At 78.4% G+C, this 20,808-nt stretch carries 17 protein-coding genes, 1 pseudogene and 1 riboswitch; of the genes and pseudogenes, 17 read left to right on the top strand and 1 reads right to left on the bottom strand.

Going from position 1 to position 20,808, the window contains the following annotated elements; all coding sequences use genetic code 11:
• Positions 1-81: 81 nt before the first annotated feature.
• From gmk to ACRYMN_RS18870, 9 genes are all read left to right on the top strand, one after another.
• Entirely contained in the window at positions 82-630 is a 549-nt protein-coding gene (gmk, locus tag ACRYMN_RS18910) for a guanylate kinase (protein ID WP_432498480.1), read from the top strand.
• Positions 631-723: 93 nt separating this feature from the next.
• Complete coding sequence (rpoZ, locus tag ACRYMN_RS18905) at positions 724-987, top strand: DNA-directed RNA polymerase subunit omega (RefSeq protein WP_432498478.1); 264 nt, start codon at positions 724-726, stop codon at positions 985-987.
• Positions 984-2,372, top strand: coding sequence for a bifunctional phosphopantothenoylcysteine decarboxylase/phosphopantothenate--cysteine ligase CoaBC (gene coaBC / locus ACRYMN_RS18900; protein ID WP_432498476.1), 1,389 nt, complete (start codon positions 984-986; stop codon positions 2,370-2,372). The genes rpoZ and coaBC overlap by 4 nt, the downstream gene beginning before the upstream one ends.
• Complete coding sequence (gene metK, locus ACRYMN_RS18895) at positions 2,369-3,580, top strand: methionine adenosyltransferase (protein ID WP_432498474.1); 1,212 nt, start codon at positions 2,369-2,371, stop codon at positions 3,578-3,580. The genes coaBC and metK overlap by 4 nt, the downstream gene beginning before the upstream one ends.
• 209 nt (positions 3,581-3,789) lie before the next feature.
• Complete coding sequence (locus ACRYMN_RS18890) at positions 3,790-5,754, top strand: primosomal protein N' (protein WP_432498472.1); 1,965 nt, start codon at positions 3,790-3,792, stop codon at positions 5,752-5,754.
• A 65-nt stretch (positions 5,755-5,819) separates the two neighbouring features.
• The gene (locus ACRYMN_RS18885) at positions 5,820-6,398 is read left to right on the top strand and encodes an ArsR/SmtB family transcription factor (RefSeq protein ID WP_432498470.1); all 579 of its coding nucleotides are present in this window, start codon (positions 5,820-5,822) and stop codon (positions 6,396-6,398) included.
• A complete protein-coding gene (locus tag ACRYMN_RS18880; protein WP_432498468.1) occupies positions 6,395-7,318 on the top strand; it encodes an SRPBCC family protein in 924 nt (307 codons plus the stop codon). Before ACRYMN_RS18885 ends, ACRYMN_RS18880 begins: the two co-directional genes overlap by 4 nt.
• Positions 7,319-7,417: 99 nt before the next feature.
• A complete protein-coding gene (locus tag ACRYMN_RS18875) occupies positions 7,418-8,020 on the top strand; it encodes a hypothetical protein (RefSeq protein ID WP_432498466.1) in 603 nt (200 codons plus the stop codon).
• 493 nt (positions 8,021-8,513) lie between these two features.
• Positions 8,514-9,491, top strand: coding sequence for an NAD-dependent epimerase/dehydratase family protein (locus ACRYMN_RS18870; protein WP_432498464.1), 978 nt, complete (start codon positions 8,514-8,516; stop codon positions 9,489-9,491).
• A 36-nt stretch (positions 9,492-9,527) separates the two neighbouring features.
• On the opposite strand, the gene ACRYMN_RS18865 is transcribed toward ACRYMN_RS18870, so the two are convergent.
• Positions 9,528-10,967 carry a DUF2079 domain-containing protein gene (locus tag ACRYMN_RS18865; protein ID WP_432498462.1) on the bottom strand — a complete coding sequence of 480 codons (1,440 nt, stop codon included), beginning with the start codon at positions 10,965-10,967 and terminating at the stop codon, positions 9,528-9,530.
• A 163-nt stretch (positions 10,968-11,130) separates the two neighbouring features.
• On the opposite strand from ACRYMN_RS18865, the gene def reads away from it, so the two are divergent.
• The 8 genes and pseudogenes from def to ACRYMN_RS18825 all read left to right on the top strand — a co-directional run.
• Positions 11,131-11,676, top strand: a complete 546-nt coding sequence (gene def / locus ACRYMN_RS18860) for a peptide deformylase (protein WP_432498460.1) — start codon at positions 11,131-11,133, stop codon at positions 11,674-11,676.
• Positions 11,676-12,614, top strand: coding sequence for a methionyl-tRNA formyltransferase (fmt, locus tag ACRYMN_RS18855; RefSeq protein WP_432498458.1), 939 nt, complete (start codon positions 11,676-11,678; stop codon positions 12,612-12,614). The genes def and fmt overlap by 1 nt, the downstream gene beginning before the upstream one ends.
• Positions 12,611-14,131, top strand: coding sequence for an RsmB/NOP family class I SAM-dependent RNA methyltransferase (locus tag ACRYMN_RS18850; protein ID WP_432498456.1), 1,521 nt, complete (start codon positions 12,611-12,613; stop codon positions 14,129-14,131). Before fmt ends, ACRYMN_RS18850 begins: the two co-directional genes overlap by 4 nt.
• A 48-nt stretch (positions 14,132-14,179) precedes the next feature.
• Positions 14,180-15,229 carry an alpha-hydroxy acid oxidase gene (locus ACRYMN_RS18845; protein WP_432498454.1) on the top strand — a complete coding sequence of 350 codons (1,050 nt, stop codon included), beginning with the start codon at positions 14,180-14,182 and terminating at the stop codon, positions 15,227-15,229.
• Positions 15,230-15,312: 83 nt separating this feature from the next.
• Positions 15,313-17,643 (top strand): maltose alpha-D-glucosyltransferase, encoded by a 2,331-nt coding sequence (treS, locus tag ACRYMN_RS18840; protein ID WP_432498451.1) that lies wholly within the window; start codon positions 15,313-15,315, stop codon positions 17,641-17,643.
• A gap of 59 nt (positions 17,644-17,702) precedes the next feature.
• The gene (gene rpe / locus ACRYMN_RS18835; protein ID WP_432498449.1) at positions 17,703-18,368 is read left to right on the top strand and encodes a ribulose-phosphate 3-epimerase; all 666 of its coding nucleotides are present in this window, start codon (positions 17,703-17,705) and stop codon (positions 18,366-18,368) included.
• A gap of 179 nt (positions 18,369-18,547) precedes the next feature.
• Positions 18,548-18,679, top strand: a riboswitch (FMN riboswitch).
• Positions 18,680-18,900: 221 nt separating this feature from the next.
• Positions 18,901-20,007 carry a bifunctional diaminohydroxyphosphoribosylaminopyrimidine deaminase/5-amino-6-(5-phosphoribosylamino)uracil reductase RibD gene (ribD, locus tag ACRYMN_RS18830; RefSeq protein ID WP_432498447.1) on the top strand — a complete coding sequence of 369 codons (1,107 nt, stop codon included), beginning with the start codon at positions 18,901-18,903 and terminating at the stop codon, positions 20,005-20,007.
• Positions 19,988-20,581, top strand: a pseudogene (locus ACRYMN_RS18825) (riboflavin synthase); the annotation flags it as partial. The gene ribD and the pseudogene ACRYMN_RS18825, both read left to right, overlap by 20 nt.
• Between the last annotated feature and the right edge of the window lie 227 nt (positions 20,582-20,808).

The following is a 20,808-nucleotide window of genomic DNA, read 5'->3' as shown; positions in this document are numbered from 1 at the left end:
CTGACGGGCCCGTCCCACCAGCCGCACCCGCACCACCCCCCCCACCCAGCCACCCCCCCCGGGGGGGCCGGCCCCGCGCGCCTGACCGTCCTGGCCGGGCCCACCGCGGTGGGCAAGGGCACCGTCTCGGCCGACCTGCGCCGGCGCTACCCGCAGGTGTGGATCTCGGTGTCGGCCACCACCCGCGCCCAGCGCCCCGGCGAGCTCGACGGGGTGCACTACCACTTCGTCAGCGAGGAGACCTTCGACGGCTACGTCGAGCGCGGCGAGCTGCTGGAGTGGGCGCGCGTGCACGGCCGGCACCGCTACGGCACCCCGCGCCGGCCGGTGGAGGAGGTGCTGGCCTCCGGGCGCCCGGCGCTGCTGGAGATCGACCTGGCCGGCGCGCGGCAGGTGCGCGCGGCCATGCCCGAGGCGCGCTTCGTCTTCCTCGCCCCGCCCAGCTGGGAGGAGCTGGTGCGCCGCCTGGTCGGGCGCGGCACCGAGACCGAGGAGGAGCGCGAGCGGCGCCTGGCCACCGCCCGCGTGGAGCTGGCCGCCGAGCCGGAGTTCGACGTGACCATCTACAACGACGACGTGCAGCGCGCCACCGACGAGCTCGTGGGGTGGATGGGCGTGGCGACCTCGTAGGATGGGCCGGTCTGCCCGCCGCGCGCCCACGACCGGCGCGGTGCGGGCGGCGTCCCCGAGCCGCGAGCTCGCCCACCGAACCGAGGAGACACCGTGGCTGGAACCGTCGCCGCGCCCGAGGGCATCACCAACCCGCCCATCGACGACCTCCTGGCGGCCGCCGACTCCAAGTACGCGCTGGTCATCTACGCCGCCAAGCGCGCCCGCCAGATCAACGCCTACTACTCCCAGCTGGGCGAGGGCCTGCTGGAGTACGTGGGCCCGCTGGTGGAGACCCACGTGCAGGAGAAGGCCCTGTCGGTCGCCATGCGTGAGATCAACGAGGGCCTGCTGACCTCGGAGCCCACCGAGCAGTGAGCCCCGCCGCGGCCCCGGGCGGGCGCGCACGCGTCGTCCTGGGGGTCGCCGGCGGCATCGCGGCCTACAAGGCCGCGTTGCTGCTGCGCGAGCTGACCGAGACCGGGCACGAGGTCACCGTCGTGCCCACCGCGGCCGCCGAGCGCTTCGTCGGGCGCGCCACCTTCGAGGCGCTGTCCGGGCGGCCGGTGGCCACCGACGTGTGGACCGGCGCCGAGGAGGTCCCGCACGTGCGGCTGGGCCGGCACGCCGACCTCGTCGTCGTCGCCCCCGCCACCGCCGACCTGCTGGCGCGCGCCGCCCACGGGCTGGCCGACGACCTGCTGACCAACGTGCTGCTGACGGCCACCTGCCCGGTGCTGCTGGCCCCGGCGATGCACACCGAGATGTGGCTGCACCCGGCCGTGCAGGACAACGTCGCGCTGCTGCGCTCGCGCGGGGTGACGGTGCTCGAACCGGCCTCCGGGCGCCTGACCGGCGCCGACTCCGGCCCCGGCCGGCTGCCCGAGCCCGCCGAGATCGCCGCCGCCTGCCGGCGCCTGCTCGGCTCCGGCGCGCGCGGGCACGACCTGGCCGGGCGGCGCGTGGTCGTCTCCGCCGGCGGCACCCGCGAGCCGCTGGACCCGGTGCGCTTCCTGGGCAACCGCTCCTCCGGCCGGCAGGGCGTGGCGCTGGCCGCGGCCGCCACCGCCCGCGGCGCACGCGTGACGCTGGTGGCCGCGCACCTGGAGGTGCCGGTGCCCGCGGCCGTGGAGGTGGTGCGCGTGGGCACCGCCGTGGAGCTGCGCGCGGCCGTGGCGGCCGCCGCCGCCGACGCCGACGCGGTCGTCATGGCCGCCGCCGTGGCCGACTTCCGCCCCGCCGTGCGCGCCGAGTCCAAGATCAAGAAGACGGACGACCCGGCCGGCGACCCCGTCGTGCGCCTGGAGCGCAACCCCGACGTGCTCGCCGAGCTGGTCGCCGAGCGCGCCCGGCGCGCCGGCGGTCCCGGCGGTCCCGGCGGTGGTCCCGGCGGTGGTCCCGGCGGTGCGCGCCGGCCGGTGCTCGTGGGCTTCGCCGCCGAGACCGGCGACGCCTCCGCCGGCGTGCTCGAGCACGGGCGCGCCAAGCTGGCGCGCAAGGGCTGCGACCTGCTCGTGGTCAACGAGGTCGGCGAGGGCCGGGGCTTCGCGACCCCCACCAACGCCGTCGTGCTGCTGGGCGCGGACGGCACCGAGCGCACCGTGCCCGAGACCAGCAAGGACGTCGTGGCCGACGCCGTCTGGGACGCGGTGGTCCCTATGCTGACCGCGACCACACCCGCGACCACCCCCGTGGTCGACCCCGCGACCGCCCCCGTGAGCACCGCCGGCGGCCCCGAGCACCCCGAGACTGGAGCCCCGTGACCCCGCTGCGCCTGTTCACCTCCGAGTCGGTCACGGAGGGCCACCCGGACAAGATCTGCGACCAGATCTCCGACGGCGTCCTGGACGCCCTGCTGGCCCGGGACCCGCGCAGCCGCGTGGCGGTGGAGACGATGGTGACCACCGGCCTGGTGCACGTGGCCGGCGAGGTGACCACCGAGGCGTACGCGGACATCCCCACGATCGTGCGCCAGACGCTGCTGGGCATCGGCTACGACTCCTCCGCCAAGGGCTTCGACGGGCGCACCTGCGGGGTGGAGGTCTCCATCGGCTCGCAGTCCCCGGACATCGCGCAGGGCGTGGACGAGGCGTGGGAGAACCGCCAGGCCGGCTACGGCACGGCCACGGGCGCGGACCCGCTGGACCTGCAGGGCGCCGGCGACCAGGGCCTGATGTTCGGCTACGCCTGCGACGACACCCCCGAGCTGATGCCGCTGCCGATCCACCTGGCGCACCGGCTCTCCCAGCGCCTGTCCGAGGCGCGCAAGAAGGGCGAGGTGCCCTACCTGCGCCCGGACGGCAAGACGCAGGTGACCATCGGCTACGACGGCGACCGGCCCGTGACGCTGGACACCGTGGTCCTGTCCACCCAGCACGAGCCGGACGTGGACCTGGTCAAGACCCTCACCCCGGACGTGCGCCGGCACGTGATCGAGCCGGTGCTGGAGGAGCTGGACCTGGACACCTCCGACATCCGGCTGCTGGTCAACCCCACCGGCCGCTTCGAGATCGGCGGGCCCATGGGCGACGCCGGCCTGACCGGCCGCAAGATCATCGTGGACACCTACGGCGGCATGGCCCGCCACGGCGGCGGCGCCTTCAGCGGCAAGGACCCCTCCAAGGTGGACCGCTCCGCCGCCTACGCGATGCGCTGGGTGGCCAAGAACGTCGTGGCCGCCGGCCTGGCGCGGCGCTGCGAGGTGCAGGTGGCCTACGCCATCGGCAAGGCGCACCCGGTGGGCCTGTACGTGGAGACCTTCGGCACCGAGCAGGTCGGCCTCGGGCGCCTGCAGTCGGCCATCCGCGAGGTCTTCGACCTGCGCCCGGCCGCCATCGTGCGCGACCTGGACCTGCTGCGCCCGGTGTACTCGCAGACCGCGGCGTACGGCCACTTCGGCCGCGAGCTGCCCGGGTTCACCTGGGAGCGCACCGACCGCGTCGACGCGCTGCGCGCCGCCGCCGGCAGCTGAGCGGACCGCTGAGCGGGGCACCGGACGCGCGGGCCGGGGCGGGCGGGAGCGTCCCGGCCCGCGCCCCTGCACCCGACGCACAGCCGACCGTCGAGCAGCCCGCCGAGCCGACCGTCGAGCAGCCCGCCGAGCAGCCCGCGCGCAAGCGCACCCGTGCGCCGTCCGCGCGCCGTCGCGCGGCGCTGGAGGGCGTCGCCGAGAGCGACCCGGTGGCCTCGGTGCTCGTCTCGGTGCCCCTGCCGCACCTGGACCGGCCCTTCGACTACCTCGTGCCGGCCTCGATGGAGCACACCGCCGAGCCGGGGCGGCTGGTGCGCGTGCCCTTCGCCGGCAGCGACGTGGAGGGCTGGGTGCTGGCCCGGCGCGCCGCCAGCGAGCACCCCGGGCGCCTGGCGCGCCTGCGCCGCGTGGTCTCGGGGCTGCCGGTGCTCAGCCCGCCGGTGCTGGCGCTGGCCGAGCGCGTGGCCGAGCACTACGCGGGCACCCTGGCCGACGTGGTGCGCCTGGCCGTGCCCGGCCGGCACGCCGGGGCCGAGGAGGCGGTGCTGCGCGCGGAGCCGGTGCGCCACGAGCCGGTGCCCGACCCCGTCGCCGGCGGGCAGGACCTGGCGGGCTGGGAGCGCCACACCGCCGGGCGCGCCTTCCTCACCCACGTCGCCGGCGGCGGCTCCCCGCGCGCGGTGGCGACCCTGGCGCCGGGCACCGACCCGGTGCAGGCGCTGGCGGTGGCCGCGCGCGCCTGCCTGGCCTCCGGGCGCACCGCGCTGCTCGTGGTGCCCGACCACCGCGACCTGGTGCGCCTGGACGCGGCCCTGACCCGCCACCTGCCCGCGGGCGCGCACGTGCTGCTGGAGGCCGACGCCGGCCCCGCCCCCCGCTACACCGCCTTCCTGCAGGCCCTGACCGGCCGCGCCCGCGTGGTCGCCGGCACCCGCGCGGCCGTCTTCGCGCCCCTGCCGAACCTCGGGCTGCTCGCCGTGCTCGACGACGGCGACGACTCCCACGCCGAGCAGCGCGCCCCCTACCCGCACGCGCGCGAGGTGGCGGTGCTGCGCGCGGACGCCACCGGCGCCGCGGCGCTGTTCGCCGGGCGCACCCGCACCGCGGAGACGCAGCTGCTGCTGCGCTCGGGCTGGGCGCGCGCGGTCGGCGCCCCGCGCGAGCTGGTGCGCGCCACCGCCCCGCGCGTGGTGGTCGCCGGCACCACCGGCCCGGACGCGCAGGACCCGCTGGCCGCGGCCGCGCGCCTGCCCAGCGACGGCTGGCGGGTGCTGCGCGACGCGGTGCGCCGCGGGCCGGTGCTGGTGCAGGTGCCGCGCACCGGGTACGTGCCCACGCTGGCGTGCCGCACCTGCCGCGAGCCGGCGCGCTGCACCGCCTGCCACGGCCCGCTGGCCGTCACCGCCGCCGACGCCCCGGCCGCGTGCCGCTGGTGCGGGCGTCCGGCCACGGACTGGACGTGCCCGACCTGCGGCGACGACCGCATGCGTGCGGTGGTCACCGGCGCACGGCGCACCGCCGAGGAGCTCGGGCGCGCCTTCCCCGGCGTGGACGTGCGCACCTCCGGCGGCTCGAAGGTGCTCGACGCGGTGCCCGCCGAGCCGTCCCTGGTCATCGCCACGCCCGGCGCCGAGCCGCACGCGCCCGGCGGCTACGCCGCGGCGCTGCTGCTGGACGGCTGGGCGCTGCTGAACCGCCCGGACCTGCGCGCGCAGGAGGAGGCGCACCGCCGCTGGAGCAGCGCCGCGGCCCTGGTGCGCGGCGCCTCCGACGGCGGCACCGTCGTCGTGGTCGCCGACCCGCAGGCCGCCGCCGTGCAGGCCCTGGTGCGCTGGGACCCGGCCGGCTTCGCCGAGCGGGAGCTGGAGCAGCGCGCCGATCTGGACCTGCCGCCGGCCGCGCGCTTCGCCGGGTTCATCGGCGCCGCCGCCGACGTCGCCGAGGCCGCCGCCGCCACCGTCGAGGCGCTGCCCGAGCCGGCCGCCGCGCGCGTGCTCGGGCCGGTCGCGCTGCCCGAGCGCCCCGGCACCGCCCCGGCCGTGCGCAGCGTGGTGCGGGTGCCGCGCGCGGCCTCGGCGGAGCTGGCGCGGGCGCTGAAGGCGGTCGTGGCCGGGCGCAGCGCCCGCAAGCTGCCGCTGGTGCGGGTGCGGGTGGACCCTGCCGAGATCGGCTGAGCCCCCCGGCGAGCCGATGCGGGCACACCCTTGACAACTTTTGTCGTCAAGAGCACGGTGGAGTCGTGCACGACGTCGAGGTCATCGAGGACGCGCAGGCCGCGGCCGTCGCGCTGGACCCGGTGCGGGCGCGGCTGCTGCGCGAGCTGGCCGAGCCCGCCTCCGCCGCCGGGCTCGCCGCCCGCGTCGGCATCGCGCGCCAGAAGGTCAACTACCACCTGAAGGCGCTGGAGGCGCACGGCCTGGTGCGCCTGTCCGCGCAGCGCCGCCACGGCGGCATCACCGAGCGGGTGCTGCAGGCCTCGGCGGCCTCCTACGTCGTCTCGCCCGCCGCGCTCAGCGCCGCGGCGGCCGACCCGGACGCCAGCGCCGACCGCCTCTCGGCGCGCCACCTCGTCGCGCTGGCCGGCCGGCTGGTGCGCGAGGTCGGCGCCCTGGCCCGCCGGGCCGGGGAGTCCGGCGAGCGCCTGCCGACGCTCAGCGTCGACACCACCATCGGCTTCCGCTCGCCGGCCGACCGGGCCGCCTTCGCGCAGGACCTCACCGCCGCGGTGCTCGACCTGGCCGCGCGCCACCACCACGACGACGGGCGCCCGCACCGGCTCGTCGTCGCCGCCCACCCCCTTCCCGAGGAGGACCCGTGAGCACGACACCGCACGCCCCGGCAGCGCCCGCGACCACGCCCCCGACCCCGCCCGCGACGCCCCCCGGCTCGGGACCCGTGACGGCGCCGCACGTCCCGTACCGCCTGGACTTCAGCGTGGAGGTCCCCGGCACCCCCGAGCAGGTCTGGCACGCCATCGCCACCGCCGAGGGCATGAGCGCGTGGTTCCTGCCCACCGAGGTCGAGGAGCGCGAGGGCGGCGCCCTGCGCTTCAGCATGGGCCCGGCGATGGGCTCGCACGGGCGCGTCACCCGTTGGGACCCGCCGCACCGCCTGGTCTACGAGGAGGACTGGGCCGACCTGATGGGCCAGGAGCCCGGGTCGGTCAGCGCGCTGACGTCGGAGTTCGTCGTCGAGGCGCGCTCCGGCGGCACCTGCGTGGTGCGCGTGACCAGCAGCGGCTTCGGCACCGGCGCCGACTGGGAGCCGGAGTTCTGGCAGGACATGGGCCAGAGCTGGGTGCCGTTCTTCGACAACCTGCGCCTGTACCTGGCGCACTTCCCCGGCCGGCGGGCCACGCAGCTGGAGGCCAGCGCCTCGCACCCCGGCGACGCGCAGGCGCTGTGGGCGGTGGTGCGCGAGGCGCTCGGGCTGGGCGAGGAGGGCGGCGCGGTCCAGGTGCGCGGGTGCACCGGCACGCTCGAGCGCCTCGGTGAGCGCCAGGCGCTCGTCCGGCTCAGCGCGCCGGTGCCCGGGATGCTCACCGCCTCCACGCACGCCGACGGCGAGGGCACGGCCACCGCGGCCGTGCGCGCCTACCTGTTCGCCCCCGACCCCTCCGACCCCTCCGACCCCTCCGACCCCTCCGACCCCTCCGACCCCTCCGGCGCGGCGCGGTACGTGCAGCGCGAGGAGCCGGCGTGGCGGGCCTGGCTGGAGCAGCTCACGGTGCCCGCCTGAGGTCCCCCGCGCCCGGCCGCACCGCCGTGGCGGAGCGGCCGGGGCGGCCGGGGCGGCGGGTGCTGGCGCGCTGCGCGCAGCGGTGGGTAGAACGGACGCGTGGAGCGCCGGGAGTCGTTGCAGCAGGCGCAGGAGCGCCTGGAGAGGCGCCAGGTCGAGCTGGAGCAGCGCTGGCGCGAGGGCGCGGCGGACGCGGAGGCATCGGACTGGGAGCGGTGGCGCTCGCGGATCGCGCTCGACTTCGACCGGCTGGCCGCCGACTTCGGCCGGCTCGCCGGTGAGCGCGACGACCTCGCCCGGCAGCGCGACGACGCGGCCGAGCAGCGCGAGGAGACGGCCGGGCCGGCGGCGGGCGAGCGCCGCTCGGCCGCGGCGGACCGGGTCTCGGCGGCGGCGGACCGGGTCTCGGCGGCGGCGGACCGGGCGCGCTCGGCGGCCGACCGCGACCGCGCCGCCCACCTGCGCCGGGAGCAGGGCGAGCAGGTCGACGAGCTGCAGCAGCGCCAGCGCGAGCTGGTGCACGCCGCGGTGGTGGCGTGCGAGCAGCTGGCGGTGACCCACGAGCGCTGCGGGGCGCTGTACGAGCAGCTGGCGCTGCACGAGGAGGACCTGCGCCGGTCGCACGAGCTGACCGGGCGGGCCGAGCGGGAGCGGCAGCGCGCGGTGCGAGCGCTGGCGCAGGCGCAGCGGTTGCTGGGCTGACGGCCCACCGCGCCCGTGCCGCGGTCCCGGCGCGAGGTCGGGCGCCGGCGCGCGCCGGGCACGACGTGGTAGCCGACGTGCCCGCCGAACCCGCGCAGGAACGGCGTCAGCCGGTGGCGCACCCGCACCCGCCCCAGGTGCGTGGCGCCGTCGAGCCACCACAGGTGGGTGCAGGGCACGAAGCCCTCCGGGCGCGCCGAACCCTCGCGAGTGTCGGCGACCAGCTCCCTCGACCCGGTCCGCCGCCGCGGCCGCCTCCAGGCGCCCGGCGCCGGCGTGCGCCGGGTGCTCGTCCCAGCCCGCCTCGCGGGCCGCCGCGCGCAGGGAGGGCAGCGCCTCGGGGCGCGGGACGAGCAGCCGGGGCACGCGCGAGAGCCCACGGGCAGCGCCGCGCAGCCGAGCTGCCCGACGGGCGCGGCCGTGCGCGCGCGGCACCCGCGTGCCACGATCACCGGCGGCGGGACCCCGCCCCCGCCGGACGAGGAGGTCCACCGTGCGCGTGGTGGTCATCGGGGCGACCGGGCACGTCGGCACCCACCTGGTGCCCCGGCTGGTGCGCGCCGGGCACGACGTCGTCGCCCTCAACCGCGGCACCCGCGAGCCGTACCACCCCGACCCCGCCTGGCGGCGCGTGCAGCGCGTGCGCGCCGACCGCGACGCCGAGGACGCCGCCGGCACCTTCGGCGCCCGCGTGGCCGACCTGCGCGCCGACGCCGTGGTCGACCTGGTGTGCTTCACCCCCGACTCCGCCGCCCAGCTCGTCGAGGCCCTGCGCGGGCGCTGCGGGCACCTGCTGCACGCCGGCACCATCTGGGTGCACGGCCCGGCCGCCGCCTCCCCGCTCACCGAGGACGACCCCCGCGAGCCGTTCGGGCAGTACGGCACCGCCAAGGCCGCGGTCGAGCGGCTGCTGCTGGCCGAGACCCGCGCCGGCGGGCTGGCCTGCACCGTGCTGCACCCCGGCCACATCAGCGGCGCCGGCTGGCCGGTGATCACCCCGGTGGGCAACCTCGACCCCGGCGTCTGGCGCGCCCTGGCCACCGGCGCGGAGCTGCCCGTGCCCGGCTCGGGCCTGGAGACGCTGCACCACGTGCACGCCGACGACGTCGCGCAGGCCTTCGAGCTGGCCCTGCACGGGCGCTCGCGGGCGGTGGGGGAGAGCTTCCACGTCGTCTCCGAGCGGGCGCTGACGGTGCGCGGCTTCGCCGCGGGGGCGGCGGCGTGGTTCGGGCGCGAGGCGGTGCTGCGGCACCTGGGCTGGGAGGAGTTCCGCGCCTTGGCCGGTGAGCACGCCGACGCCAGCTGGGAGCACCTGGCGCGCAGCCACAGCGCCTCCACCGCCAAGGCGCGCGCCCTGCTCGGCTACGCCCCGCGCTGGACGTCGCTGGCCGCCGCGGCCGACTCGGTGCGCTGGGCCGCCGCGCACGGCGAGGTGGACCTCGCCGGCGCGCAGGTGCCGCTGACCGCCTGAGCGGGGCCACTCGAACGAGACCGCTCGGACGGGGCCTCAGCGCTCGGCGGGCAGGTGCAGCACGACCGTGGCGCCGCTGCGCTCCACGCGCACCCCCGGCAGCGCCGCCACCCGCTCCAGCCACGCCAGCTTGCCGGCGCGCGAGACGCCCGTGGACGAGCGCGAGGCGTCCAGCACCACCACGTCCGGCAGCTCGGCCAGCGGCGCGTCCGCCGACCAGCCGCGCACGTCGTGCCCGCCCCCGGCGCGCCCGAGCAGGTAGGGGCCCGAGGAGTTGTCCGCGGCCACCGGCGAGCCGTCGGGCAGGGCGGCGGTGGCCGCGCGCAGCTGCTGCACGTACGGCCCCGGCCGCCAGGTGCCCGCCTGCCACGGCGCCGGCAGCGAGCCCGGCGGCAGCACCAGCGCCGTGGTGGCGGCGCTCGCGAGCGCACCCAGCGCCGCCAGCGGCACCGTCGCGCGCGGGCGCCGCGCGCGCACCCGGCGCAGCACGTCCACCAGCGCCACCGCGGCCACCGGCACCAGCACCGCGCCGTAGTGCAGCCCCGGCGACCAGTACGTCGGCGTCACCGACGCCAGCCGCCACGCCAGCGTCGGCAGCGCCAGCAGCGCCACCGGCGAGGCCACCCACAGCAGCCCGCCACCGGCCAGCGCGGTGAGCACCAGCACCGCGCGCGCCCGCAGCGCCTCGCCCGCCGGCACCGGGTCGGGCACCGCCGCGGTGCGCGCGCTGCCGCCGAAGGCCGCCAGGCGGCTGAGGTCGTGGGCGGGGTCGACGGCCAGCATCGTGGTGAAGGCGAGCGCCACCCCGGCCACCGCCGCCGCGCCCAGCGCCAGGCCGGCCCGGCGCCGCCCGCGCAGCCACAGCAGCGCGGCCACCACCGCGACGGTGGCGCCCATGTCCTCCTTGACCAGCAGCAGCGGCAGCGACCACAGCGCCGCCGCGCGGTGGCGCCGCTCGAGCAGCGCGGTGGCCGACAGCGCCAGCGGCGGCACCGCCAGGCACACCTCGTGCACGTCGAAGCGCGCCGCGGCCAGCGCCCCGTGCGCCAGCGCGGTGCCGGCGGCCACGGCGGCGGCGGCCGGCAGCGGCAGGTGCCGCACCGCGCAGCGCGCCACCAGCGCGGTGCCCAGCGCCAGCAGCAGCGCCTGCGCCAGCACCAGCGCACGCGGGTCCGGCCACAGCGCCCACACCGGCCCGAAGAGCGCGGTGGCGGGGGAGAAGTGGTCGCCCAGCAGCGGCGTGCCGCCCAGCACCGAGGAGGTGGGCGGGCGCAGCCGCGCCCACGAGGCCGCCGACTGGCTGAAGATGCCCAGGTCGTAGTTGGAGGAGTCGCCGCGGTGGAAGTGCCCCAGGCCGGTGCTCGCGCACAGCAGCGCCGACAGCGCCCCGGCCAGCAGCACCAGCGCCCGCCCGGCGCGCGCGGGGCGGGCGCCGGTGGACGGGGGAGCGGGGGCGGAGCTGCGCAGCGCGGTCATCGCCGACGATGATGCCGACGACCGGGCCGGCCGCGGCGGTCGGGGCCGTCGGGGCCGTCGGCGCCCGGTCGGGCGGTCGGGGCCGTCGGCGCGCGCACCTAGACTTCCAGGGCCGTGCGCACCGCGCCGGCACGACCCCCGGCCCCGTCCCGCGAGGAGACCCGTGGCAGTCCAGCCGATCCGCCTGTTCGGCGACCCGGTCCTGCGCCAGCGCGCCGCGGAGGTGACCACCTTCGACAAGGAGCTGCGCAAGCTCGTCAAGGACCTGGAGGACACGATGCTCGCCGCCCCCGGCGCGGGGCTGGCCGCCCCGCAGCTGGGCGTGGGCCTGCGCGTGTTCACCTACCACGCCGACGGCGAGCTCGGGCACCTGGTCAACCCGGTGCTGGACCTGTCCGAGGAGTGCCAGGACGGCGACGAGGGGTGCCTGTCCTTCCCCGGCATCGTCGCCGACACCCGCCGCTCCCTGCACGTGGTCGCCAAGGGCTTCGACCAGCACGGCGAGCCGATCACCGTGACCGGCTCGGAGTTCAAGGCGCGCGCCCTGCAGCACGAGACCGACCACCTCGACGGGGTGCTCTTCATCGACCGCCTGGACAAGGCCCAGCGCAAGCTGGCGCTGAAGGCCGTGCGCGAGGCGCAGTGGCTGGGCCAGGACGCCCCGCAGGTGAAGGTCTCCCCGCACGCCACCTTCGGGCAGGCGCGCTAGTGCGCCTGGTCCTCGCCGGCACCCCCGAGGTCGCCGTGCCCTCCCTGGAGGCGCTGCTGGCCTCCTCCCACGAGGTCGTCGCCGTCCTGACGCGCCCGGACGCCCCCGCCGGGCGCGGGCGGCGCGCCGCCGCCTCCCCGGTGGCGCTGCGCGCGCGCGAGGCGGGCCTGCCGCTGCTGCAGCCGCGCAGCCCGCGCGAGCCGGGGTTCCTGGCGCAGCTGGCCGAGCTGGCCCCCGACGCCTGCCCCGTGGTCGCCTACGGCGCGCTGGTGCCGCGCGCGGCGCTGGACGTGCCGCGGCTGGGCTGGGTGAACCTGCACTTCTCGCTGCTGCCGGCCTGGCGCGGCGCGGCCCCCGTGCAGCGCGCCCTCATGGCCGGCGACGACGTCACCGGCGCGTGCGTCTTCCAGCTGGAGGAGGGCCTGGACACCGGCCCGGTGCACGGCTCGCTGACCGAGCCCGTCGGCGCGCGCGACACCGCCGGGCAGCTGCTGCAACGCCTGTCGGTGCACGGCGCGCAGCTGCTGGTGGGTGTGCTGGACGCGATGGAGGCGGGGGTCTCCGCCCCCGTGCCGCAGCCGGCCGAGGGCGTCAGCCACGCCCCGAAGATCACCGTGGAGGAGGCGCGCGTGGACTGGTCCCTGCCCGCCGCCGTGGTGGACCGGCGCGTGCGCGGGTGCACCCCCGAGCCGGGCGCGTGGACCACCTTCCGCGGCGAGCGCCTCAAGCTCGAGCCCGTCCTGCCCGTGGCGCCGGCGGACCTGCCGCCCGCCGGGGCGCCGGGCCCGGGCCGCGTCGTGGTGGAGAAGCGCCGGGTGCTGGTGGGCACCGGCGAGGGGGCCGTGGAGCTGGGCCGGGTGCAGGCGGCCGGCAAGCGGGCGATGCCCGCGGTGGACTGGGCGCGCGGCGTGCGGCCCGAGGACGAGGAGCTGCAGTGACCCCCGAACCCGGTTCTCGACGGCCCGGCGGCTCGCGCGAGGGCGGGCGCGAGGGCGGGCGCGGCCCGGCGCGCGAGCAGTCCCCGCGGCGCGGGGTCGAGCCCGACCGGTACACGCGCGTGGACGAGGCGCGCCGCGTGGCGTTCGCGGTGCTGCGGGCGGTGGAGGAGGAGGACGCCTACGCCAACCTCGTGCTGCCGAAGCTGCTGCGCCAGCGCCGCCTGGGCGGGCGCGACGCCGCCTTCGCCACCGAGCTGGCCTACGGCGTGCTGCGCGGGCGCGGCACCTACGACGCGCTGCTGGCCACCGTGGTGGACCGCCCCTTCGGCGAGCTGGACCCCGGGGTGCTGGACGTGCTGCGCATGGGCGCGCACCAGCTGCTGGCCATGCGGGTGCCCGACCACGCCGCCGTGGCCACCACCGTGGCGCTGGCGCGCACCGAGCTGGGCGCCGGCCCGGCCGGCCTGGTCAACGCCGTGCTGCGCAGCGCGGCCGGCCGCGAGCTGGAGAGCTGGCTGGAGCAGGTCGCCCCGCCGGCGGGCACCGACGACGGCTGGGCGGTGCGCACCTCGCACCCGCAGTGGGTGGTGCGCTCGATGCGCGAGGCGCTGCGCGCGCACGGGCACGACCCGGCCGAGCTGGGCGCGCTGCTGGCCGCCGACAACGCCCCGGCCGCGGTGGCGCTGGCCGCGCTGCCGGGCCTGAGCACCCCGGCGGACCTGCTCAGCGACGACCGCGCCCTGACGGTGCGCCCCGGGCGCGTCTCGCCCACCGCCGCGCTGCTCGAGCGCGGCGACCCCGCCCTGGTGCCGGCGGTGCGCGAGGGCCGCGCCCGCGTGCAGGACGAGGGCAGCCAGCTGGTCGCGCAGGTGCTGCTGGCCGCCGACGTCGAGGGCCGCGACGAGCGCTGGCTGGACCTGTGCGCCGGCCCCGGCGGCAAGGCGGCGCTGCTGGCCGCCTCCGCCGCGCTGCGCGGGGCGCACCTGACGGCCGTGGAGGTCGCCGAGCACCGCGCGCAGCTGGTGCGCTCGGCGCTGGCGGCGGTGCCGGCCGGTGCGGGCGGGCCGGTGGAGGTGCGCGTGGGCGACGGGCGCGAGGTCGGCGCCGACGAGCCCGGCGCCTACGACCGCGTCCTGGTCGACGCCCCCTGCACCGGGCTGGGCGCGCTGCGCCGGCGCCCCGAGGCGCGCTGGCGGCGCACCCCGGCGGACCTGGGCGCCCTGGGCCCGCTGCAGCGCGCGCTGCTGGCCTCGGCGATCGACGCGCTGCGCCCGGGCGGGGTGGTCGCCTACGCCACCTGCTCGCCGGTGCTGGCCGAGACCCGCCTGGTCGTCGACGACGCGCTCAAGGCCGCCACCCGCCGCGGGGTGGGCGTCGAGCGCCTGGACACCCCCGCGGTGCTCGCGCGCGTGGTCCCCGACCTGCCCGGCGCCGCCGCCGGCGACGCGGTGCAGCTGTGGCCGCACACCCACGGCACCGACGCCATGCACGTGGCGCTGCTGCGTCGCACCAGCTGACCGCCCCCGCGCGGGCGGGGCGCGGCGCGGCTCGGGCAGGATGGGCCCGTGACCTGGGTCGAGGACGTGCGACGCCGCGCCGACGAGCGCCTGCCCGAGCACGTCGCGGAGTACTTCCGCGCCGCCGCCGGTCACGGGCAGTGCCAGCGCGAGGGGATCGCCGCCTGGGAGGCGCTGCGGCTGCGCCCCAGCGTGCTGCGCGACACCAGCCGCGTGTCCACGGCCACCACCGTGCTGGGCACGCCGGTCTCCCTGCCCGTGCTCGTGGCGCCCATGGCCCAGCAGGTCGCCGCCCGCCCCGAGGGCGAGGTGCTCACCGGCCGCGCCGCCGCCGCGGCCGGCACGGTGCTGGGGGTGTCCACCAACACCGGCGTCGCCTTCGCCGACATCGCCGCCACCGGCGCGCCCTGGTGGTACCAGGTCTACGTCATGCAGGACCGCTCCTTGACCCAGCGCCTCGTCGAGCGCGCCGCCGCCGCCGGCGCGCGCGCCCTGGTGCTCACCGTGGACACCACCGCCCTGGCCCCGGCCCTGCCCGGGGTGGAGCCCACCGAGTGGCCCGAGGGCCCCGGCAAGGCGCGCGTGGTCAACCTCACCGCCGCCGAGCGCGAGGCCGCCGGCCCGCACGCGATGCGCACCGCCGAGGACCTGCACCCGGACGTCATCGGCTGGCTGCGCGAGCTGTCCGACCTGCCGGTGGCCGTCAAGGGCGTGCTCAGCGCCCGCGACGCGCGCCGCTGCGTCGACGCCGGCGCAGAGGCCGTGGTCGTCTCCACCCACGGCGGGCGGCGCCTGGGCACCTCGACCACCAGCGCCCGCGCCCTGCCCGAGGTGGTCGCCGAGGTCGGCTCGGAGGTGGAGGTGCACGTGGACTCCGGCGTGCGCGAGGGCTCGCACGTGGTCGCGGCCCTGGCGCTGGGCGCGCGCGCGGTGCACGTGGGCCGGCCGTTCGTGTGGGCGCTGGCCGCCGACGGGCAGGAGGGCGTCACCGCGGCGCTGGAGCACCTGCGCGCCGAGCTGGTCACCACCCTGCGCCAGGTCGGGGTGCCCTCGGTGGCCGACCTGCGCCCCGAGGACGTCGTGCCCGCACCGCGCTGAGGCGCCGCGCCGCTCCTCGACGTGCGCTCGGCGCCCGCGGTGGGCAGCGTGGGACCCCGACCGCACCAGCAGGAGGGACGACCGTGCCGCTCGAGAACGCCCGACCCGCCCACGACGCAGCCCACGAGGCCGCCCACGACGCCGCCGAGTCCCCCGAGGGCCTGACCGAGGGCATCAGCTACGACGAGCAGCGCTACCCCGCCCGCCCGCAGCGCCTGCGCCCGCGCGCGCAGCTGCGCGGCGCCGGGAGCGGCGCCCGGCGCGTGGCCGACCCGCGCGCCGCCGACGGCGACAACCCCGCCTACGTGCAGTGGCTGGTGGGCCAGTCGATGCTCGCCGACGCCGACGTGCTCTCCCGGCAGCTGTCCGGCCAGCCGGCGATGTGGCGCAACCCCTACGCGCGCCCCGACGCGCGCCGGGCGCTGGCCACCGCCTCGGTGTGGTTCACCGCCTACCCCATCTCCCTGGTCACCCGCCCCGGCGAGTCGTTCCTGGCCTCGCTGGGCAGCGACGCGCTGTGGGAGGCGTTCTCGCGCATCGGCGTCGACGCGGTGCACACCGGACCGGTCAAGCGCGCCGGCGGGCTGACGGGCTGGAACGAGACGCCCAGCGTGGACGGGCACTTCGACCGCATCAGCACCCACATCGACCCCCTCTTCGGCACCGAGGAGGAGTTCCGCGAGGTGTGCGCGGTCGCCGACCGCCACGGCGGCAGCGTCATCGACGACATCGTGCCCGGGCACACCGGCAAGGGCGCCGACTTCCGCCTGGCCGAGATGGCCTACCGCGAGTACCCCGGCATCTACCACATGGTCGAGGTGCCCGAGGAGGACTGGCACCTGCTGCCGGAGGTGCAGCCCGGGCGCGACGCGGTCAACCTCGACGCGGTCACCGAGGCCAAGCTGGCCGAGCACGGCTACATCATCGGCGCCCTGCAGCGGGTGATCTTCTACGCGCCCGGGGTGAAGGAGACCAACTGGTCGGCCACCGCCCCGGTCACCGGCGTGGACGGCAAGGTGCGCCGCTGGGTGTACCTGCACTACTTCAAGCAGGGCCAGCCCTCCATCAACTGGCTGGACCCCACCTTCGCCGGCATGCGTCTGGTCATCGGCGACGCGCTGCACTCCCTGGGCGACCTGGGCACCCACGGCCTGCGCCTGGACGCCAACGGCTTCCTGGGCGTGGAGAAGTCCGCCGAGGGGCTGCCGGCGTGGTCCGAGGGGCACCCCCTCTCGCACGCGGCCAACCACGTCATCGCCGGCACGGTGCGCAAGGTCGGCGGGTTCACCTTCCAGGAGCTGAACCTGACGATGGAGGACATCCGCGACACCGGCCGCGTCGGCGCGGACCTGTCCTACGACTTCGTCAACCGCCCCGCCTACCACCACGCGCTGGCCACCGGCGACACCGAGTTCCTGCGCCTGACGCTGCGCACCAGCCTGGCCACCGGGGTGGAGCCGGTCAGCCTCGTGCACGCCCTGCAGAACCACGACGAGCTGACCTACGAGCTGGTGCACTGGGCGACCCTGCACGCCGCCGACGAGTACGTCTTCCGCGGCCGGGCGACCACCGGCGCGCAGCTGGCCGAGACGGTGCGCGCGGACCTGCTGGCCCGCCTGACCGGCGAGGCGGCCGACTACAACCACGTCTTCACCACCAACGGCATCGCCTGCACCACCGCCAGCGTCATCGCCGCCACCCAGGGCCTGCGCACCCTGGACGCCATCGGCGAGGAGCACGTGGAAGGCATCCGCCGCGCCCACCTGCTGCTGGCGATGTTCAACGCCTGGCAGCCGGGCGTCTTCGCCCTCTCCGGCTGGGACCTCACCGGCACCCTGCCGGTGCCGGTGGAGCAGGTGCGCGACCTCGTCGAGGGCGGCGACACCCGCTGGGTGCACCGCGGCGCGCACGACCTCATGGACGTCGCCCCGCAGGCCACCGCCTCCGCCTCGGGCATGCCGCGCGGGCGCTCGCTGTACGGCTCGCTGCCCGAGCAGCTGGCCTCGGAGACGTCCTTCGCCTCGGGCCTGCGCCGGGTGCTGGAGGTGCGCGCGCGCCACGGCGTGGCCGCGGCCACCCAGGTCGACGTGCCGCCGGTGGCGCACCCGGGGATGCTCGTCATGGTCCACCGCCTCGACGACGGCGACCCCGCGCGCACCGGCGCGCCCCTGCAGGTGACGGTGCTGAACTTCACCGGCGAGACCATCGAGGGCACCGTGCGCTCGGAGGCGTTCGAGCCGCGCCACGCCGTCGTCGACGCCTCCACCGGCGGGGAGATCGGCTGGGTGGACGACCTGCGCAGCTTCGGGGTGTGGCTGGGCCCGTACGCCGGGCTGTTCCTGGTCCTGTCCGCCCCCGGCGAGCAGGACCCGGCCGTGCAGGGCACCACGCTGGGCCGCCCGCAGACCCCGTGAGCCCCCGCGTGAGCCCCCGACCGGACCCCCGGGCGGGTGCGCGCCGCTAGGGTCCAGCCGTGACGATCCAGGTCAACCCCAGCATCCTGTCCGCCGACTTCGCCCACCTGGCCGCGGAGCTGGAGCGCATCTCCACCGCCGACGCCGCCCACGTCGACGTCATGGACGGGCACTTCGTGCCCAACCTGACGCTGGGCCTGCCGGTGGTCGAGGCGCTGCGGAAGGTCTCGCCGGTGCCGCTGGACTGCCACCTGATGATCGAGGCGCCCGACCGCTGGGCGCCGGCCTACGCCGAGGCCGGCGCCCAGGGGGTGACCTTCCACGCCGAGGCCGCCACCGCCCCGGTGCGCCTGGCGCGCGAGCTGCGCGCGGCCGGGGCGCGCGCCGGCATCGCGCTGCGCCCGGCCACCCCGCTGGAGCCGTTCGTGGACCTGCTGGGCGAGTTCGACATGCTGCTGGTGATGACCGTCGAGCCCGGTTTCGGCGGGCAGTCCTTCCTCGACGTGACGCTGCCGAAGATCCGCCGCGCCCGCGCCGCCATCGGCGCCTCCGGGCTGGACGTGCGCCTGCAGGTCGACGGCGGCGTCTCGGCCGCCACCATCGAGCGCGCCGCCGAGGCCGGCGCGGACGTCTTCGTCGCCGGCTCGGCCGTCTACGGCGCCGAGGACGCCGCCGGCGCCGTGGCGGAGCTGCGCCGCCTGGCCACCGCCGCCTGCGCGCACTGACGACCGCGCCCGCGCGCGGGTGCCGGCCCGCCGGCGGCGCCGGCAGCGGTCCCGGCGCCGGCAGCGGTCCCGGTGCCGCGTGGCACACTGGCGCGACCCGCGGCAGGTGAGCGCGGGCGGACGGGAACAGCGCGCCGCGCTGCCGGCGTTGCACGAGCTGAACGAGCAGACCGAACGACACGCGTGCCCCGGGGTCGGTGCAATTCCGAACCGGCGGTGACAGTCCGCGAGCCCTCCGCCGTCAGGCGGTGGGCCGACCCGGTGGAACTCCGGGACCGACGGTGAGAGTCCGGACGGGAGGCGGCACGCGGGGCCGTGCGGCGCGCCCGGAGCAGCCGGTGGCCCGCCACCGGTGCGTCCGGCCGCGCCCGCGCGCCCCCTGGTCGGCGGTGCGCCTGTGCGCGCCCGCCACCGGCCGCCCCCGCACGCCCCGGGACACCCGAGGACGGGGAGGGGGAGCGTGGTGCCGGGGACGGCGGGTGCCAGCGGTGCGAGCAGCACGGGCGAGCGGCCCGCGGCCGAGGTCGCGGCGATGCGCCGCGCCCTCCGGCTGGCCGCGCGCGGCCCGCTGACCGGGCCGAACCCGCGGGTGGGCTGCGTGCTGCTGGACGCGGCCGGGCGCACCGTCGCCGAGGGCTTCCACCGCGGCGCCGGCACCGCCCACGCCGAGGCCGCCGCCCTGGCGCAGCTGGCTGCGCGCGGCGGCCACGCCGCCGGCTGCACCGCCGTGGTCACCCTGGAGCCGTGCACCCACACCGGGCGCACCGGCCCGTGCGCGCAGGCCCTGCTGGCCGCCGGGGTGCGCCGCGTCGTGGTGGCCGCCACCGACCCCAACCCCGCCGCCGCCGGGGGAGCGGCGCTGCTGCGCGCGGCCGGCGTCGACGTCGAGGTCGGCGTGCTCGCCGCGCAGGCCGAGGCCCTCAACGAGCGCTGGGCCGCCGCCGTGGGCCGGGCCCGCCCGTGGGTGACGTGGAAGTTCGCCGCCACCCTCGACGGGCGCTCGGCGGCCGCGGACGGCTCCAGCCGCTGGATCACCTCCGCGCCCGCGCGCGCCGACGTGCACCGCCTGCGCGCCGGGCACGACGCCGTCCTGGTCGGCACCGGCACCGCCCTGGCCGACGACCCCGCCCTGACCGTGCGCGGCCCCGACGACGCCGAGGACGGCCCGCAGCCGCTGCGCGTGGTCGCCGGGCTGCGCGAGCTGCCCGCCGGGGCGCGCCTGCGCGACGGGCGCGCCGAGCTGCTGCACGTGCGCACCCGCGACCCGCACGCGGTGCTCGCCGCCCTGCACGCGCGCGAGGTGCGCACCGTGCTGCTCGAGGGCGGCCCGGCGCTGGCGGCCTCCTTCGCCCGCGCCGGCCTGGTCGACGAGGTCGTCGCCTACCTGGCCCCGGCGCTGCTGGGCGCCGGTCCCGCCGCCGTCGCCGACCTGGGCGTGACCGGGATCACCGGCGCGCTGCGCCTGGACCTGGCCCCCGGTGAGCACGCCCTCGCCCGCGTGGGCGGCGACGTGCGCGTCACCGCCCGCCCCCGCGGCCCGTCCGGGCCGCCGCCCGAGCAGCCCGAGCAGCCCCACCCGCAGCCCCACCCGCAGCAGGCCCGAACCGAGGAGGTCGCCCGTGTTCACCGGGATCGTTGAGGAGGTCGGCGAGGTCGTCGCCGTCGAGCGCGCGGCGGACTCCGCCCGCCTGAGCGTGCGCGGTCCGCTGGTGACCTCCGACGCCGTGCACGGCGCGTCCATCGCCGTGGACGGGGTGTGCCTGACCGTCGTGGAGCAGCCCGAGCCGGGCGTGTTCACCGTCGACGTCATGGCCGAGACCCTCGCGCGCAGCTCGCTGCGCGACGTCGCCGCCGGCCGGCGCGTGAACCTCGAGCGCGCCATGTCCGCCTCCTCCCGCTTCGGCGGGCACGTCGTGCAGGGCCACGTCGACGGCACCGGCACCGTCCTGGCGCGCACCCCCGGCGAGGCCTGGGAGGTGGTGCGCGTGGGCGTGGAGCCGGCGCTGGCGCGCTACGTGGTGGAGAAGGGCTCGATCACCGTCGACGGCACCTCGCTGACCGTCAGCGCCGTCAGCGCCGTGGACGACCCCGCCCCCTGGTTCGAGGTCTCCCTCATCCCCACCACCCTGCAGCTGACCACCCTGGGCCGGCGCGGCGTCGGCGCGCTGGTCAACCTCGAGGTCGACGTGCTGGCCAAGTACGTCGAGCGCCTCACCGCCGGCCTCACCGCCGGCCTCACCGCCGGCCCGGGGGGGGGGGGGGCGGGCGCCGGCGGCGCCGGGGGGGGGGGGGGGGGGGGCGGGCCCCCCCCCCCCCCCCCCCCCCCCCCCCCCCCCCCCCCCCCCGGCGGGCCCGGCGCATCACGCGCACCCGCCTGGTCGAGGCGGCGTTCCTGGCGCCCGCGGTGGTCTACCTGGCCCTCTTCTTCGGCTACCCCGTC

Origin of the sequence: Kineococcus gypseus, assembly GCF_050871305.1 — a bacterium.
Classification (GTDB): domain Bacteria; phylum Actinomycetota; class Actinomycetes; order Actinomycetales; family Kineococcaceae; genus Kineococcus; species Kineococcus gypseus.
Note: the sequence above shows the minus strand (reverse complement) of the source record. Positions and strands in the feature narration are given on the sequence as shown.

Excerpts from the sequence above, each read along its gene's own strand:
- ACRYMN_RS18865 (WP_432498462.1), bottom strand. The coding sequence starts at position 10,967 with ATGACCGCGCTGCGCAGCTCCGCCCCCGCTCCCCCGTCCACCGGCGCC.
- ribD (WP_432498447.1), top strand. The coding sequence starts at position 18,901 with ATGCGCCGCGCCCTCCGGCTGGCCGCGCGCGGCCCGCTGACCGGGCCG.